Origin of the sequence: Paenibacillus sp. SN-8-1, assembly GCF_050995535.1 — a bacterium.
Lineage (GTDB): Bacteria > Bacillota > Bacilli > Paenibacillales > Paenibacillaceae > Fontibacillus.
The window spans coordinates 2,733,024-2,749,997 of record NZ_CP194782.1; the positions used below are offsets into that span (position 1 = coordinate 2,733,024).

The following is a 16,974-nucleotide window of genomic DNA, read 5'->3' on the forward strand; positions in this document are numbered from 1 at the left end:
GTAAAGCTAGAATTCCATTCCTAAGCTCAAATCCACTCCGAAGCCAGAATACCGTAGACCACATGGTCGATATAACGCTTCCCGTTAAGCTCAGCCTGCCGGATTACCCCTTCCTCAGTGAAGCCAAGTCTTTCCGGAATGGATCTGCTCTTCTGATTTCCTACTCCCGCCCTGATCTCTATCCGATTAAGTCCCAGCTCTCCAAAAGCATAATCAATCATAGCTTTGCATGATTTAGTCATAAGTCCTTTGCCTTGATAAGCCGAACCGAGCCAATAACCAATCGATGCTGTCCGGTTAGCCTGATTGATATCCATCACCGAAATGCAGCCTGCAATCTCACCTTGATACACGATACTACAGCTTATGCCAATTCCGCGTGCGAAGATATCCAGCTGGGATTGAATGAAATCCTCTGAATCACCGACCTTGTGAGTGTACTTGACCCAAGGTAGCCACTCGTCTAGCATATCCCTGTCCTGATTTGTAAGTTCAAATAATCGGGCAGCGTCCCGGATACCTAGCAGCTTCAAGGATAAGCCTTCATCTATAACGTGCTTGAACATTTGAACCCTCCCTTGGTCCAGGAATCCGGCCCCTTTTATCGTGCCCTAGCGACTTAAACAGCCTCTTGAAGCTCCTTATCTTTAGGCAGGAAGATTGTAAGCAGTCCAATCAAAGGCAGGAATGCACATACCTTCATAACATTAGTAATGCTTGTTGCGTCCGCGTAGTGCCCCAGCACAGCTGAGCCAATCCCCCCAAGTCCGAAGGCAAGACCGAAGAAGAGTCCAGACACCAGACCCACCTTACCGGGCAGAAGCTCCTGAGCATACACTACAATGATCGAGAACGCCGAGGAAAGGATGAAACCTGCGCATACAACAAGAACGCCGGACCAGAACAAATTGGCGTATGGCAGAAGCAATGAGAACGGTGCGGTGCCAAGAATGGACAACCAAATAATGCTTCTTCTTCCATAACGGTCTGCAAGCGGCCCACCGAAGAAAGTCCCTACAGCCGACGAAGCAAGAAAAGCGAACAAAAACCACTGAGCAGTCTGCTTCGTAATCCCAAATTGTTCTATCACAAAGAACGAATAGAAATTCGTAATGCTGACCATGTACACATTCTTGGAAAATACAAGCAGGACCAGAATCGTCATCGCAACGATCACCTTCGTCTTGGACAAAGTCCGTCTGCTGCCAGCCTGCACAGCAGATGCCTTTCTCCTTGGCTTCAGTTCCTGGGCGCTATACCATTTGGCAACCCGGTATTGAATCCCGATAGCTATAAGCGCTGCGATACTGAACCAGATCACACTGAACTGTCCCAGCGGAACAAAAATCAGCGCGGTCATCAAAGGTCCCAGTGAGCTGCCGAAATTCCCGCCGACCTGAAAGATCGACTGGGCCAGCCCCCGCCGGGGACCAGCTGCAAGATAAGCAACACGGGATGATTCCGGGTGGAATACAGACGAGCCTATTCCGATCAAGGTAACCGCCAGGAGGATATACAAATAATTTGGAGCGAAGGCCACCAGGACAACGCCCAGCAGCGTGAAGCATACACCGAAAGGAAGTATGTAGGGCCTTGGCCTGAGATCTGAATAGATGCCAACAACCGGCTGCAGTACAGAGGCTGTGATATTCATGGCAAAAGTGATCCAGCCGATCTGCCCATAGGTCAGCGACAACGAATCCTTCAGAACCGGAAATAGCGCCGGTATGGCCGACTGCATAGCATCATTTAGCAAATGGACTATACTTACAGCGAATAATATAGGAAATACGGTGGCGTTATTTACAGCGGATCTCATAACGGCAGCAGCTTTGCTCACCTTTCTCCCTCCCTTTCTCTTTGTAAATAGTTTTAAATGGAATCATGCCACATTTTGGAGAGGATGAAAAGAGGAAATGTATTCTTTTCACAATTTTCAGAATCACACAAGTCGTACTTTCTTCCCGTATCTCTGATAACAAAAATAAAATACAATAAAATGGTAAAGCTTTAAAAAGCGTTTTGAAAATAAGTAGATTCGGTAATGAAGGTGGTACTCGGAATGAGACCTTACATAATCTTTGACTTTGATGGGACTCTGGTTGGGTCCAAGGCATTAGCGATCCATATTTTTAACCAACTCGGTGCGAAGTATGGTGGAAGAAGTATTAGCGATGAGGAAATTCCAGCATTATCGAATATGTCCATCCCGGACAGATTGAAAGTGCTGAATATACCTGCTTATAAGCTCCCGGCCTTATTAATTGAAGGCAAAAAGGAATACAAAAAAGAAATTGTCAATCTGGAACCTGTAAGAGGAACTAGAGAAATTCTAATTGAATTGAAGGAACTAGGCTATTCTCTTGGTATCTTATCTTCTAATACCACGGAGAATATTCACAAATTTATAGCGGTTCATCAATTAGACTTCTTTGATTATATTCATTCTGCAACCAACTTATTTGGCAAGCACAAAGCAATTGCAAGCATGACAAAAAAACTTGGAATAACCACGAATGACATCCTGTATATCGGAGACGAGCTGCGCGATATCCAGGCTTGCAAAAAAATAAACGCAAAAGTAATTGCTGTCACTTGGGGGTTTGATTCTCCAGACTTACTTGCCAAATCTTCTCCCGACCTTATATGTCATACTCCTGAGGAATTATTACGATTAGTTACACAAACAATGCCCTGCAGAATTAAATCGATTTGACGAAAGCAATCTCAATTAATCAACAAAAAGGCTGAAGCAGAAGCTCCAGCCTTGTGTTCATCAACAGAATCAGATAAATAACTAAATCTACCTAGAAGTTAAAGTTGTCCGGATCTGGACCGGTACGTTCATTCAGATTCAGCGAATCTATGGCAGCCATATCCTCCGGGCTTAATTCAAAGTTGAAGACATCGGCGTTGCCTGTAATCCGGTCTTCATGGACTGATTTCGGGATGGTGATGATGCTGTTCTGAAGGTCCCAACGAAGGACAACCTGGGCAGCGGTTTTACCATATTTATCACCGATCGCCTTAATCGTCTCATCCTTTACCACCTTGCCCTGAGCAAGTGGAGACCAGGCTTCCACCGCAATTCCTTTCTTCGCACAGAAATCACGAATTTCCTTCTGGCTCAGATATGGATGAAGCTCAATCTGATTAAGAGCCGGGATGATCTTGGCATCCTCCATCAAATCCTCCAGATGATGCACTTGGAAGTTACACACACCAATCGCTCTGGCTTTGCCATCTTGATAGATCTTCTCAAGAGCCTTCCAGGTTTCTTTGTATTTGCCTTTAACAGGCCAATGGATCAGGTAAAGGTCCACGTAGTCAAGCCCCAGCTTGTTCAGACTGTCATCGATTGCCGCCAAGGTTGACTCATATCCCTGGTCCGCATTCCACACCTTGGTTGTGATGAACAGCTCGTCACGCTTTAGTCCATTCTCCTGCAGCGCCTCACGTATAGCTTGTCCTACGCCTTCCTCATTCTTATATGCCGCGGCGGTGTCAATGCTTCGGTAGCCGTGACGAATCGCGGTCTTCACCGAGCTCAATACCTCATCCCCGTCTTTGACCTGCCATACGCCAAGACCGAACCATGGCATTTCTACTCCGTTGTTTAGTGTGACTGTATCTTGTAAATGGTTAGGCATGAACGTAAATCCTCCTTAGATTGTAATTGCATAGTTAATCCATGAACATTATAGGCTGGCCAGGCTGAGAAAGAAAAGAAGGCACATATTTGATACTTACCCCATCCGAAGCGTAATATTCCCTATGAAAGGTAATTTTTATGAATTATACTAATTAGATAGATTGAACTAAAGGCTGCGTGATTAATGTCCAGGCGTAACAAGTAGTTGCCTGACTCCCAACGTTTAATTCTTTAGTTCACTCCATCTTGATTATTTTTTTATTTCATTCCTTGAACAGGAATAAAATTGTTAAGATCTAGGGGATTTAAAGAACAATGGAGAACTCGAATTTCATGCCTTCAAGCAGCGGGAAAAACGAACGGAAAAAGCGTTTCTTCGGACGGGGTGGTGTGAAATATGCCCTGCTTGAGCTGCTCACCCATGGACCCATGCATGGCTATCAAATGATTAAAGCGCTTGAGGAAGAATCTGGCGGAATATATGTACCGAGCGCAGGGTCCGTCTACCCAACACTGAACATGCTGGAAGCAAGAAAGTTAATTGCATCCGAGGCTGCCGAAGGAAAAAAAGTATACAGCCTGACCGAATCAGGCCGCCAATTTCTAAACGACATGCCAATTCAGGAGCTGTATGGGGCTTCTGCCTATCGAAAGGAACTATACCGGATTGAACGGGAAGGACATGGCAAGGAATTCAAAGACGAGCTATCCGAGCTGCTGCTGCTCATCGGTAAAGCGGAGAAAGCTACGGTCGGCCATCCTTTCCACTGGGAACGGTTCCGCAGTGCCTTGGATCAGCTCAAGGAACAGATGAATATGATTGTGGATGACCTGGACCGCTCAAGACCGACCTCACGCAAGACGAAAAACTCACTTTAGGCCGCCGAAGTTGTCTAGTTACTTTTTTTAATATAGCTGGTTGGAAGAAATTGCTTGTCGCAAGACATCAATCTCATCCTGGCTTATCTCATAACCGCCAAGCTCACCCGCCGCTTCAGCAGGGATCACACCGGCAAGCACAAGGCACCATAACATACGCAAAATATACTTATCCATGGGAGCCACAAATGCGGCTTCAGCAAATCCATCAATCCGCGCCGATAAGTCCATGAATTTCTCATAATTACCCTCACTATAAGCCTGAATCAGATCCGCCTGTATATTAGGGAATGCCGCTCCAAGCCCAACCAGAGCACTCTTCGCTCCCCGCATGAGGGAATACCCGAACATCCGGTCCTCCCCGGTGAAGAACAGCTTGTCCGGGAAGTGGTTATGGAGGATCACAGAGACATCCTGCATCGTCATGACGCTGTCAAGAGTCGCCATTTTGATTCCAATCACTTGGGGCAGCTCGAGCAGTACTTTAAGTACCTCTGGCGAATATTTGATTCCTCCAGCCTCTTCATACAGGTAGAACAGAATAAGCGGATAACCTTGATCCGCAAGGCTTCGGTGATAGTCAATTATGGCCTGATCCCGCTCAGAAGAGGCAAGCTCACGGAAGATGACCGGTGGGAAGACGAGCAGTGCGTCCGCTCCCCAGTTCATAGCATCGACCGCCATCGCGTGGCTTGAAGCGGACCAACGCTTGATTCTCTCATCTTCAGGCCATGATGGATCGATCAGAGAACCGACACCTGCGACAATCGCCTGCTCCGGCTTAAGCCTGGTCCTCCAGCACCGAAGCACATATTCTCTTTCAGAACGGGTTAGCTGCAGACCTCTTCCAGTGTGCACCCAAAGGGCAACCCCGAGAATCCTCTGTGCTGCCATATACTCTGCATAATTCTCATGAGCTTGAGCATGTATGCTTCCATCCGCCGAACGCGGAACAGGAACAGCCGGGATCATTCCTCCGGTTAACTGTTCCCTGATCAGCTTATAATCCCGCATGCTTGCATTCCCCCTATACCATGTACAGAAAGTACTCCTTACCTTTGTTCCGGTACCAGGAAGCCATATCTCTGAACCGGATTATTCCATCCGGACAATCAATCTCCTGATGTTCTTTCAGATGCAGCATCCAAGTAATCAATCCTTCTCCAGGATGAAAATATAGCTCATGAAGCGCCCGCTCGGTCTTGCTGCCCGTGCGCATGCCAAAGGCTGAATTCGGCCGTTGGAACATCGTATGCATCTGCACACTCTCCGCCCCGCGGAGGGCATATTCCACAGTCATCTTGCCGGAATGCACATTCCCTGTCCCGGATAATGGAGGGATCGGTCTCTTCAGCTTCCCCTGAATTTCCATCTTGCGCAGTCTTGATAGAATCCTGAGATTGCGCGTGCTCAAATCCGGGCCGCCATAAGCTGCCCCTTCCTTGCCCAAAAATTTAAGGTGTGAATCATACAACCGGTTCGCATATACCACATAATCAGGCCGTGTCCGGCCTTCTTCCAGGAGGAACCGGAACGATTCCAGTTGAAATTTATCATCAAACATCGTGTTCATCAGCTTAATTCCAAGCTGAACGTCACTTTCTGGAACTGAAGATTTAATCAGATAAGGGACTTGTCTCAACCATTCAAGAACGGTGTTCTTCTGGCTGGCAAGGCCGGAACCCGCTACCGTAGGACTGAAATCCTTCTCCATTTGGAGCGGTCCAGTCTCTCCGGCTTCCTTCCATACCTTGTATAACATTTGGGTCGTATACCGATACTCATCAAGCTGATATTCAAGCTCGGTCTGACTCGGAAGGTGATATTTGCATGAGGGGACTATGACCGTTCCGCGGGTTCTTCCTGCCTCCAATGCTGACCGGAAAAATTCCAAATAGGCATTCAAGGTCCCATACCAGCCCCGCCCTCTCCAGGTCACATTCCATCCAAGCTCACCCGTCTCCTTGCCGGTGATCTGATTCACCACCATCCGGGTCTCCTTCACCGCCCATTCCTTCATCGACCGGTTCCCCTGCGGATTCTCGGCAACGACTGTCTTTAGGACCACAAAGCCAAGCCCGGCCTTTGAATCGGCCCGAACCTGTTCCAAATTAACCGACAGCTGACCAGATGCCTTGCCAAAAGGGTTTCTTATGGGTGCGGCACCATACCGTGATGAGACATCTACTCCATAGCGATCCAAAATGTATTGTTCAACCTGGTCTGGCATGCCTTCCCGGAAACGGTCATAATCCGCTTCGATCCGGGATACCGTCTCTTTGCCGATAAGCGGCTTCACCGGTAAGATAGGCCCATTCATCATCTCTAACCTCCTGTATGTGATCAAGGTCTTGAAGACTCTATTCCACACCTCGCATGAAGTCTCCTGTCCCCTAGGAGGAATTTTACCTGGAGTTTTCACTTGGAATATTCAACTGGAATTTGAACCCGAATTTAACCCATTACTTATTCTGAGTGTAAAATCAGCCAGAAACGCCGCGCCATGCACAAGAGCCTTCTCGTCAATCGTCATTCGGGGATGATGTAGCGGAAATTCACCCCGCCCGGCGCCTCCGGCACCCACTAGCAAAAAAGCCCCTGGCACCTGGTCCATATAATAGGCCATGTCCTCACTTGTCATCTGCGAATGCTGCATCTGAACAACCGAGACCTCCTCAGGCGCTTTACACAATGTCTCCTCAGCCCACAGGATTAGCTGGGGATCATTCACAGTTGGCGGGTAGCCATAGGTATAGCTTACCTCAGCCCGTCCATTCATTCCCGCCGCAACGCTGCCGGCAAGCTCCTGAATACGCTTGGCCATACGCTGGCGCGTATCCTCACGAACCGCCCGAACGGTACCTTTGATCTCCACCCGGTCGGCAATAATGTTAGGCAGGCTGCCGCCATGAATGGAGCCCATACTGAGCACCACCGGATCAGCCGGATCACTCTCCCTGCTGATGAGCGATTGCAGCGCGGTCATCACATGCGCAGCGACCAGGATCGCGTCAACACCCTGATGCGGGGCTGCACCATGACCGGCCGTCCCATGGACCGTGATATTCACATGGTCCATACTTGCCATAATGGTGCCAGGGCGCAGACCGAATTGGCCAGTCGGCAGATCCGGCCACAGGTGCAGGCCGACAATCGCATCTACCCGGGGCGATTCCAGTGCCCCCGCTTTAATCATATGCCGGGCACCGCCCAGCATTTCCTCCGCCGGCTGAAAAATAAACTTCACCGTCCCCGCAAGCTCTTCGCGGTGGCCAGTCAGGATCCGCGCCGCACCGAGCAGCATCGCCATATGCCCGTCGTGGCCGCAAGCATGCATCCGTCCTTCATGCAAGGAGGCGAAGGGGAGTCCTGTCTGTTCCAGAAGCGGAAGGGCGTCCATGTCGGCGCGGAGAGCAATAACCGGTCCGGGCCTGCCTCCTTTAAGCAGGGCCACGATGCCCGTACCGGCAAGCCCGGTCTGTACAATTAGACCGAGCTTGCCGAGCTCCCCCGCCACATAAGCCGAGGTCAGCACTTCTTCAAAGCCTAGCTCCGGATACTTATGCAAATGACGGCGTATGGCCGTAAGATCATCACTTAGTGACAGGGCTTTTGTCCAAATGCTCTCTCTATTCATGGCCTACTCCTTCCAAGGTTATGTGATAGATTTGACGGGGTCTGCCGCGGCCTGCCGGCTGCTCTTCCCCAACGATTCGGGCAATCTCGAACTTCTCCAGCACAGCCATAATCCGGCGAGCACTTCGCAATGTTATGCCGAAGCCTTCAGCCAGCTGGGAAGCCGTGAATGTCGTTGTCCCCAGTCTGTTACAGAAAGACTGGAGCTTGTTGATCGTGCCGACACTTAAGCCTACCTTCTTGGCGATAGAGAGAAGCTGCGGATCCTCACTTCGTACGGAATACTCCAGAATCAGCTCCGATCCCATAGGTCCGTATACAAGTCCGTCCTGCATAATCAGGAAGCAGTTCCCGCCTCCGCTCAGCTTCGCCTTTAGCAAGGCTTCTCTTGCTTTGCCTTCCGCTTCATTCGCGGTTCGGCCGATTCCGATCCCGATGCTTGCTTTCCACTGAAGCTTCTCCATAATTTCAAGCAGGAGCGGCGCCTCCTGGAACTTTTTGGTCGACTGTTCAATGATTCCCCTGGTTGTGATGAAGGAGACCTCATCCCCATCGGTCCATTTGATTAATGCCTGCGTTTCTTCCCCGTAATCGAGCAGAATCTGTTGAAGTACAAGTTTTTTTCGCTGAAGTTCATATTCGGAGGCAACTTCTTTGGAAACCTTCATAAAATTATCAATGTTCATAATCCCAACAGCAATCTGCGTGCTGCTGAACTTGAGACTTTTGGCCTCAAGAAGGGCCCGGTTCAGGGTATCCCTGATTGAGGACAGGGTGGGAACCACTCTGTACACAGGAACACCCAGCTGCTTGAGGCGTTCATAGACCGATGTAACCGACGTCACAGTGACCTTTACCTTGCCATCTTTCCAGAGCTGATGATGAAAGGAGACCAGTTCTTCGGTCTCGATGCCTACCGTATAAGACTTCACATAGAGCTCATAATCAGTCATTCCGATCTCGGTAAGCCGTTCCTCGATCTCCTCACGTTCGAGAACGTCCACACTGATCTTAAGCCCTTTATCCCCTAGATGAAGGACTTCGTCCCGAATGAAATCGAAGAGCACTTTATACAGCGCGGTTCCAGAATAATGAACGTGCACCATTGGCTTATCCTTAATTTGTCCAAGGGCAATCTGGTACGGAATCGGTCCGGTGAACAGAAGAATATCCGCCTGTGTTCCCACCTCTGCCGCAAGCTGTAGAGTATCCTTCTCATGCTGATACGCTGCTGGGAGCATCGTTAGTCCCTCATACTTTGACCCAAGCTCCATAATTGCCTGAACTAAATCCTGAGGACCAATTACGGCTACTTTTAAATTCAGGGTCATGCTGATCACCTCCATGCCTATTTACGAAAGAACATGGTGCAGGTAAGTCCGAATCTCTGCGAGAGAACGACTGGCCAGACTGAGGCTTGAATCACCAAAATACTCAAACGAAATAAACCCATCATATCCGGATGCAAGCAGAGCATTAATCAGAAGCTTATGGTCACAATCTCCCTGTAGGACCGGCACAGGCTCACTCAGGTTCCAATTACGGTGATCCCAGATATAATTCTTGAAGTGCACGTGGGATATCCAAGGTCGAAGTTCATTTAACACAGGTCCGGGTTCCTGACGATCTACAAAAAGATTGAATGGATCATAGATCAGCTCCAGACTGCCTGACCCGGCTTCCTGGATAAGTGCCTTAATCCGGTCCAGGCGGTCCGCATACGTATTGTTATGAATTTCAACCGCTAATCGGAGCCCTGCCTCTTCGCAGCGGGCAGAGGCTTCCCGGAGCCCATCCATAGTCTGGTTCCATTCCTCTTGACCTGCATGGGCGGAGGGTACATGCCCGGCAAAAGTACGGATTCGCGGGCTGCCGACTCCCTGTGCGAGCTCAGCCGCCCGGTTAAGCTGAACCAGATCCGCATGGATATCTTCCGCATCCTTGGAGAAATACGTATAAGCCGCTATGGCTGGAACCTCAAGTCCCCGAGCTATAAGAAGCCCCCGAACCTCCTCTAAGCTCCCTCCCTGGTAAACAAAATCTTCAAGATGCTGTGACCACAGCTCCACTCCATCCAGAGAAAGGCTCTTGGCCGCATCAAGCACTTCCAGTAAAGACTTTGATTTGAGGCCAGTCGAACAAATGCTGTACTTCCATAGAGCAGATTCAGGATAACTCAAGGAACCGTTCACCTCCCTGCGCGTCCGAGGCGTATATGGCTTCAATGGCTGCTATGACGGTTCGGGCATAAGCTCCGGAGCTTTCCGGCTCCTGTCCGGTTCTGATTCCCTCAAGTAGATCCCTGAATTGGAGAACGAAGGGATCTACCTGTTCCTCCAACACGCACTGCACATACTGTCCATGCCGCGAGATCCACAACCCTTGGCCAGAGATGAGCCTGGCCATCCCTTGTGTGAAGATCAAGTCTGTAGTATCTGCAGACACACCTTCGTACCCGGACTGAACAATGGTAGCTGCCAAGCCGCTCGTTGTCTGAAGGAAGACCATTCCGCTGCCTTCCACATCTCCTTTAGGTCCGTGATAACTGAGAGCCGCGTGGATTCGGGCGACCCGGCTCCCGGTGATAAACTGAATTTTATCAATGGAGTGGGCACCCAGGTTCATCATAATGCCTCCCCCGGATTTAGCCTTCTCGAAGAACCACTCTGGTCGTTCGTCCTTATAGTAATGAAGATGACGTGTATCCTGGATTGCAATAAGCTCACCAAGCTCCTTCCCTTCGATCAGCTTCTTCGCCTGAATATTCGCGGGCAGATAGTGTTGGGTATGACCGACAAGGAGGGTAACCCCGGCGCGGCTTGCCGCCTCAATAATCTCACCGCATTCCTTCACATTCAGAGCCATCGGCTTCTCCAGAAGAATGTGACAACCCTGGGAGCAGCACCAGATCGCACACTCCCTATGGAGGAAATGAGGAACCGCAATAACCACGATATCGGGCTTCTCCTGCCGGACCATCTCGCGATAATCCGCGTAGGCGCTTATCCCGTACTCTTCGGCCAAAGATGATCTTTTGGACAGATTGGGATCAGCCACGGCTACGGCAGCAATCTCCGGCATCAAGCGGATCGCATCCAGATGGTTCCGTGAGATAATGCCTCCTCCTATAACAGCTGCCTTGAAGCTCATACAAGGCTCCTCCCCTCAATACTCACTTGATACCAGCAGAATTGCTGCCTTGAACAAAATATTTCTCTGCAAATAGGAACACCAGCAGGATCGGCACGAGACTCAGCAGTGCGGCGGCAACCACGTACTGCTCGCCTCCATTATATTGACCACCCAGAGACAGAATCCCGATTGGGAGAGTAAAGTTCTCTTTGGAGGTCAGGAAGATCGCCGGCGACAGAATCTCATTCCACTTAGTCATGAAGGTGAATACCGCAAGTGTGGCGAAGGTCGGCTTGCACATGGGCATGAAGATTCTCCAGTAAATCTGGAACGGATTGCAGCCGTCCAGCTTGGCGGATTCCTCATAATCCTTGGGGATCGTGAGGAACGCTTGACGCATCAGGAAGATTCCAAATGGTTGTGCCAGCCATTCCAGGAGCCATAGCGGTGTCAGGGTATCCAGCATCGCCAAGGATTTGAAGATAACAAATTGCGGAATGATCAGGACTACCGCGGGAATCATCATCGTTCCCAGGACAACCATGAACAGGGTGTTGCGGAACGGGAATTCGATTCTTGCGAATGCGTAAGCCACCATGGAGCAGGAAATGAGCGCCCCGATAACGGACAAAACGGTAACGATCGCGCTGTTTGAGATATATTGCGCGAATGGCCCCAGCTTCCAGACCTCACTGTAATTGCTCCACTGTACCGGATTTGGAATCCATTTAGGAGGTACCGAAGTAAATTGGGCATATGTTTTCAATGAATTGAATACAGTGGACAGGAAGGGCAGCAGCATAATTAAAGAGCTGATCGTCATGACAATATAACTGACTGTTTTGCGTACCTTGGATTGGGTCATATTCGGTACCGCCTCCTAACATCATCAGTAGTCAAGAGCTTATTCATAATGCACCCACTTCTTCTGCAGGGTGACCTGTACGATCGTAAGAATAAACAGCAGCACGAACAGCACCCAGGCGATCGCGGAAGCATAACCCATCCGCAGGAAAGAGAAGCCTTCGCGGTACAGATAGATCATAAGCACAAGGCTTGAATTGTTAGGGCCGCCCGCAGCCGTGGCATCCTGTGCTCCACCCGTCATGACATAGATCTGCTCAAATGCCTGGAAGGTGGAGATCGTACTGAGCACAACAACCAGAAAGGTGGTTCCCGAGATCAGAGGAACGGTAATATTCAGAAATTTCCTGAATGTGCCGGCTCCATCAATCTCTGCGGCTTCGTATACATCCGAGGGCACATTTTGCAGCCCTGCCAGGAAAAGCACCATAATGTAGCCGATCCCTTTCCACACCGCAATGAGCACTAGAAGCGGGATCACCAGATGCGGATCCTGGAGCCATGTCTGCGGGTCAAGACCCATCCGGATTAGGAGATCATTCGCCAGACCAAATCGCGTATTGAAGAACGTATCCGACACATACAGAATAACGGTCCAGGAAGATATAACCGGGAGAAAGTGGGCTAGCCTGAACAGCTTGAGAGCCCTGAGCTTCTGATTAAGCGCGGCGGCTAGAATCAGTGCCAGAATGGTCTGCAAGGGAACAAAAAGGACAGCGAAATAAAGCGTGTTGCCGAGTGCCTTCCAGAAGACTGGCTCATTGAAGAGCTTCGTATAATTGTCCAGTCCCGTCCATTTCGGCGGGTTGAGGATATCGTAATCCGAGAAGCTGAAATATAGTGACGCGATCAGCGAGCCCAGAACAAACACAACAAAGTGAACAAGATAAGGGGCGACCATTAGAAGGCCCCATTTTCCATCGGAATTCAGTTTTTTTCTACGCTTGCGGACCACATGCTTGACTTCCGTACGCGCAAGTTCCGTATTTCCCATCACGTTCCCTCACTTTCTCCAGAGATCCTGCATAACCGGATGTCCTGTAGAGTTACATGGACAGGGTGCTATAGATTCTTACCTCTAAATGGATACGGGCAGCCCTGCCACATCAAGTGGACAGGACCGCCGTGTACCCGCTCTGATAAGATTTATTTCTTCTTGTAGAATTCATCGAGTACTTGCTGAACATCTTTATCCGCTGTGGATAGAGCCTGATCTGCCGGAATCTCGCCTTGGAATGCACGATTAATGCTTTCATTAAATTTGCCTACCCACTCACTCCATACCGCGTTGACATCCAGCGTACCCGCGAATTCAAAGCTGTCGAGGAACGCCTTCTTGTTAGCAGGCTTACCATTCAGGAACTGATCGGAATTCGCAACGGATTTCTTAACCGGAACTGCTTCACCGAGTGAAGCCCACTCCTTCTGAGCTTCGTCCGTAGTAGCCCAGAATTTAACCCATTCCCAAGCCGCATCCCCAACTTGGTTCTCAGCCTTCTTGTTAATCACCCAGCTGTTCGCAATAACCGGGGAGAAGCGCTTGCCATCAGGACCTTTTGGCAGGAGCGTGACATCATAGTTCAGACCGGCATTGTTCGCATCCATCGTCCGCGCGTAGATCCCGATCCGCATTGCGGCCGCCTTGCTCGGGAATGGTGCCATATTGCTCTGGAAGCTCTTCAGATCAGCAGGAGTCGGTAGCAGGTGGCGACTCATACCATCCACGATCCAATCCAGTGCCTTCTTGTTCTCTGGAGAGTTAATAATCGATTTCTGCAGAGTCGGATCAAGCACGCCTCCGCCGAAGGATTTCAGAACAGGCATCCAGCCTTCCGTGATACTGAAGAACGTTAAGCCATATTGCTTCACCTTCTTGCCATCAAATGCGGCATCTGTAGCATATTTACCATTGGAGTCCAGCGTCAGCTTCTCGGCAGCCGCCTTCAGATCATCCCAGGTCCAGTCCGTAGTCGGATAAGCGACCTTGGCCGCATCGAACATGTCTTTGTTATAGTAGAGAACGCCAATCTGAATTCCCTGTGGTACGCCCCAGTATCTGCCGTTCGTATCTTTATTGAAATCAAGACCATAGTAGTCATCATGATTCAAGTCTTTGCCGATTAGATCTGTAAGGTCCTTCAGTGCTCCGCGTTCGGCATATTTAGGGACAAGTACTCCATCTGACAGCCATACATCCGGCGCGTTACCCGCAGCAATCTGCGTATCTAGCTTCTGGAAGAACTGCCCGTAAGGTGAGGATTCAGTCTTTACTTTGATGTTCGGGTGGGAATCCTGGAACTTCTTGACCAGCTCCTGCATCTTAGCATCGGTCTGAGCTGAAGAGTAATACCCGAGTCTTAGTTCCACTTGTTCTTGTTCTTGTTTTTTGCCTCCAGGAGAAACTTCACCTTCCTCCTTCTTGCTGCTTCCAGAGCATGCTGACAAAATAATGGAAGAGAACATAAGCACAGCAAGTATCAAAGCTCCACGTTTGAATGCCAGATGTTTCATGATAAGCCCCCTTAATCAATTTTATAAAGAAAAGTAATCACATGTGATGTTAGCAATTACTTTCTTTTATAATATTAAAGCTACCCAGTTTATCCTTATTGGTCAACGGCCTTAATAAGACCGAAATTGCTTCAAAAAAATTTAGTTGTAGATCTATAATATGAAGCGCTTCCAAAAAATAGACTGATGCTTCGGAAGAAGCGCTACGCTTCTATCCGCGGCGAATGATCTGTTATATTTTCAATATCCAGCTTTCTACAGCCTGAGCTGTCTGATGACGCGCGGCCATTACTTCGCCCGACAGGTGAACCCCGGCGAACTGGTATCCCTTTGGCCCTTGATGGGAGATAAGGAGCGAATCGACGGTATCATCCCTTACTATCTCGACCACGGTCGCCAGATCTGAATCCACCCTGCGGCCATAGCTGTCCTCGCAGCTCCCAAGTCTTACCTCAAGCCGGGTCTGTTCATCAGGCCTTTCGGGATAGAACAGCGTAACAAACCGGGTTACTCCCTGACCAGATTGCTGGAGCACGGCTTTCACAGCAGGAGTCTTCTCGTTATAATTTCTCGACACCCAAGAGGACTCGATCCTGACCTGAACAGGTGTAACGGGAATAATCCGCAGGGAAGGCCCAGCACATGAGCCATGCTTCTCGGCTGAAGCGATAAGCTCACCCGGATCTCTCAGCTCAGTTAGGGTCATGCCCTCAGCAAAATGCAGAGGAAGCTCATAGTTATGCTCTCCATGAGAATGAAGGGTATCGACGACGACCCAGTAATCCGGCTTCATGAATACAATCTGCCGCTTGATCCGAACGGGCTGCGCAAGCCGCCAATATCCGTCATGACCAGCTTCCGCATAATCAAATGCATGACTGCTCCGCCACACTCTGCCGAGCGGATTCGCTTCTGCATTCCACCGCCATGAATCTACATATTCAGAGATCGTTCTGCCATCAACCGAGATCGTATTATGCTGCAGGGACTCTTTGAAATATCTCCGTTCCTCGTTCTCCATGTACGTATAGCGTCCAGGATCAATCAGGAACTGCTGACCGTAGGCGGATAAGCTGAAATGAAGCAGGTCGTCATGGCCATGTGCCCGGATAACGTCCATATGTCCCGCATCGAACAATAAATATTTGGCATCCGGCGACCAGTCACTGCGCATGAACATATAACCGCTATCTTCTAACAGAGTGGAGCAGAATTCGGGTTCCGTGGCTTTCAATTCTTCATAATTGCGGTAGCCTGTGCTGCCAAAATACCAGATACCCTCATAATCCAGATGCTCATACGCCTGACTCTTCAGATCACCACGGCGAAATAGACAAGCACCCCGGCTAAGAACATCTCTCACATCCGTTCCGTCGCTATCCCCCAGCATAGGCTGATGTCCATCTGGTTGAACGAAGGCGAGGGTAGCTGTGTACATGCTTCCCAGTGTCTGACGGAGATGATCTGGAAGCTTATACCCGTTGATCTCGCTCAGCCATACCGATTCAAAGATACAGTGCAGCACCTCATGATGATACATCGTGCACTGCTCATTATGCATGCCATCACCGAATACCTGAACAGGGGCCATTTCAGCCAGCCGATGAGCTGCTGTCTCGATCCACTTCGAAGACTCCTCAAACTCAGGAAACAGCAGGGCTAATTGAAACAAACCATTGGTCTCAAGATATCCCCAGTTGCTTTGTCTATCATGCGTGGTATATGCCCGGTTCAGATATACGCCATGCAGGTGTACCGCCTCCTTGAAGAGGCTCTCCTCCTCTTCTGTCCATAGCGAAGAAGTACGGACACAGAAATATCCTTTAATCCAATGCGTAATTCTTATTCCGCTATCCAGCTTCCGCCAAGTGTCCTTCACGTTATAGGCCTTGGCCGCACTGGCATCAAGCTCCTCAAGACTAAGCGGATTCTGCCTGATCCAATCCTTCATCAGACGGATATACGCAGACGCATACCTCTCCTCATTCGTGAGCCAGTACGCCTGACCGAGCTCACTCATGTACCGTGCCCGGTTCAGCATGACCAGCCATTCCAAATCATCATGGTGACGATAGTTCCAGTTGATCCCGCTTCCAAAGCTTACAGGCTCCGTACATCGTTCCATGTCCCACCTGTGGGTAAATATAAACGTGTTCTCGCAGGCTAAATTTGACCGATGCAGCACTTCCTTGACTTCTTCAGGCCAGTTGCTGTGACAGGCGGACACTATAAATTCCTTGTCTTCGGGTGACCAGTAGAATCTCGGGCTCCGTGGCGTGTTCTGAGTATTCATTTGGTTC

General features: G+C 49.6%; 15 protein-coding genes. 2 read left to right on the forward strand and 13 right to left on the reverse strand.

The annotated features are described in order from the left end of the window. Positions 1-26: 26 nt before the first annotated feature. Together ACRRNK_RS13010 and ACRRNK_RS13015 are read right to left on the reverse strand one after the other, a co-directional pair. Positions 27-566 carry a GNAT family N-acetyltransferase gene (locus tag ACRRNK_RS13010; protein WP_433943167.1) on the reverse strand — a complete coding sequence of 180 codons (540 nt, stop codon included), beginning with the start codon at positions 564-566 and terminating at the stop codon, positions 27-29. A gap of 53 nt (positions 567-619) precedes the next feature. Then, positions 620-1,819, reverse strand: coding sequence for an MFS transporter (locus tag ACRRNK_RS13015; protein ID WP_433946889.1), 1,200 nt, complete (start codon positions 1,817-1,819; stop codon positions 620-622). Between the two features lie 243 nt (positions 1,820-2,062). On the opposite strand from ACRRNK_RS13015, the gene ACRRNK_RS13020 reads away from it, so the two are divergent. Continuing rightward, positions 2,063-2,716: an HAD-IA family hydrolase gene (locus tag ACRRNK_RS13020; RefSeq protein ID WP_433943168.1), complete on the forward strand. Its 654-nt coding sequence runs from the start codon at positions 2,063-2,065 to the stop codon at positions 2,714-2,716. Positions 2,717-2,807: 91 nt separating this feature from the next. Here ACRRNK_RS13020 and ACRRNK_RS13025 read toward each other — a convergent pair whose 3' ends face one another. After that, on the reverse strand, positions 2,808-3,650 hold the full coding sequence (locus ACRRNK_RS13025) for an aldo/keto reductase (protein ID WP_433943169.1): 843 nt from the start codon (positions 3,648-3,650) through the stop codon (positions 2,808-2,810). A gap of 317 nt (positions 3,651-3,967) precedes the next feature. On the opposite strand from ACRRNK_RS13025, the gene ACRRNK_RS13030 reads away from it, so the two are divergent. Then, positions 3,968-4,531: a PadR family transcriptional regulator gene (locus ACRRNK_RS13030; protein WP_433943170.1), complete on the forward strand. Its 564-nt coding sequence runs from the start codon at positions 3,968-3,970 to the stop codon at positions 4,529-4,531. 27 nt (positions 4,532-4,558) lie between these two features. Here the strand turns inward: ACRRNK_RS13030 and ACRRNK_RS13035 are convergent, their stop codons facing one another. The 10 genes from ACRRNK_RS13035 to ACRRNK_RS13080 form a co-directional block, all read right to left on the reverse strand. Beyond that, positions 4,559-5,545: a dihydrodipicolinate synthase family protein gene (locus ACRRNK_RS13035; protein ID WP_433943171.1), complete on the reverse strand. Its 987-nt coding sequence runs from the start codon at positions 5,543-5,545 to the stop codon at positions 4,559-4,561. A gap of 13 nt (positions 5,546-5,558) precedes the next feature. Beyond that, on the reverse strand, positions 5,559-6,854 hold the full coding sequence (locus tag ACRRNK_RS13040) for a hypothetical protein (RefSeq protein WP_433943172.1): 1,296 nt from the start codon (positions 6,852-6,854) through the stop codon (positions 5,559-5,561). Positions 6,855-6,962: 108 nt separating this feature from the next. Beyond that, entirely contained in the window at positions 6,963-8,168 is a 1,206-nt protein-coding gene (locus ACRRNK_RS13045) for a M20 metallopeptidase family protein (RefSeq protein ID WP_433943173.1), read from the reverse strand. Next, entirely contained in the window at positions 8,161-9,498 is a 1,338-nt protein-coding gene (locus ACRRNK_RS13050) for a transcriptional regulator (protein ID WP_433943174.1), read from the reverse strand. Before ACRRNK_RS13050 ends, ACRRNK_RS13045 begins: the two co-directional genes overlap by 8 nt. A gap of 21 nt (positions 9,499-9,519) precedes the next feature. Beyond that, positions 9,520-10,347 (reverse strand): sugar phosphate isomerase/epimerase family protein, encoded by an 828-nt coding sequence (locus tag ACRRNK_RS13055; protein ID WP_433943175.1) that lies wholly within the window; start codon positions 10,345-10,347, stop codon positions 9,520-9,522. Continuing rightward, entirely contained in the window at positions 10,334-11,317 is a 984-nt protein-coding gene (locus ACRRNK_RS13060) for a Gfo/Idh/MocA family protein (protein WP_433943176.1), read from the reverse strand. The genes ACRRNK_RS13055 and ACRRNK_RS13060 overlap by 14 nt, the downstream gene beginning before the upstream one ends. 22 nt (positions 11,318-11,339) lie before the next feature. Continuing rightward, positions 11,340-12,164, reverse strand: a complete 825-nt coding sequence (locus ACRRNK_RS13065; protein WP_433943177.1) for a carbohydrate ABC transporter permease — start codon at positions 12,162-12,164, stop codon at positions 11,340-11,342. A 39-nt stretch (positions 12,165-12,203) separates the two neighbouring features. Beyond that, a complete protein-coding gene (locus ACRRNK_RS13070; RefSeq protein ID WP_433946890.1) occupies positions 12,204-13,157 on the reverse strand; it encodes a carbohydrate ABC transporter permease in 954 nt (317 codons plus the stop codon). 152 nt (positions 13,158-13,309) lie between these two features. Next, complete coding sequence (locus ACRRNK_RS13075; protein ID WP_433943178.1) at positions 13,310-14,674, reverse strand: ABC transporter substrate-binding protein; 1,365 nt, start codon at positions 14,672-14,674, stop codon at positions 13,310-13,312. 232 nt (positions 14,675-14,906) lie between these two features. After that, the gene (locus ACRRNK_RS13080) at positions 14,907-16,967 is read right to left on the reverse strand and encodes an alginate lyase family protein (protein ID WP_433943179.1); all 2,061 of its coding nucleotides are present in this window, start codon (positions 16,965-16,967) and stop codon (positions 14,907-14,909) included. Between the last annotated feature and the right edge of the window lie 7 nt (positions 16,968-16,974).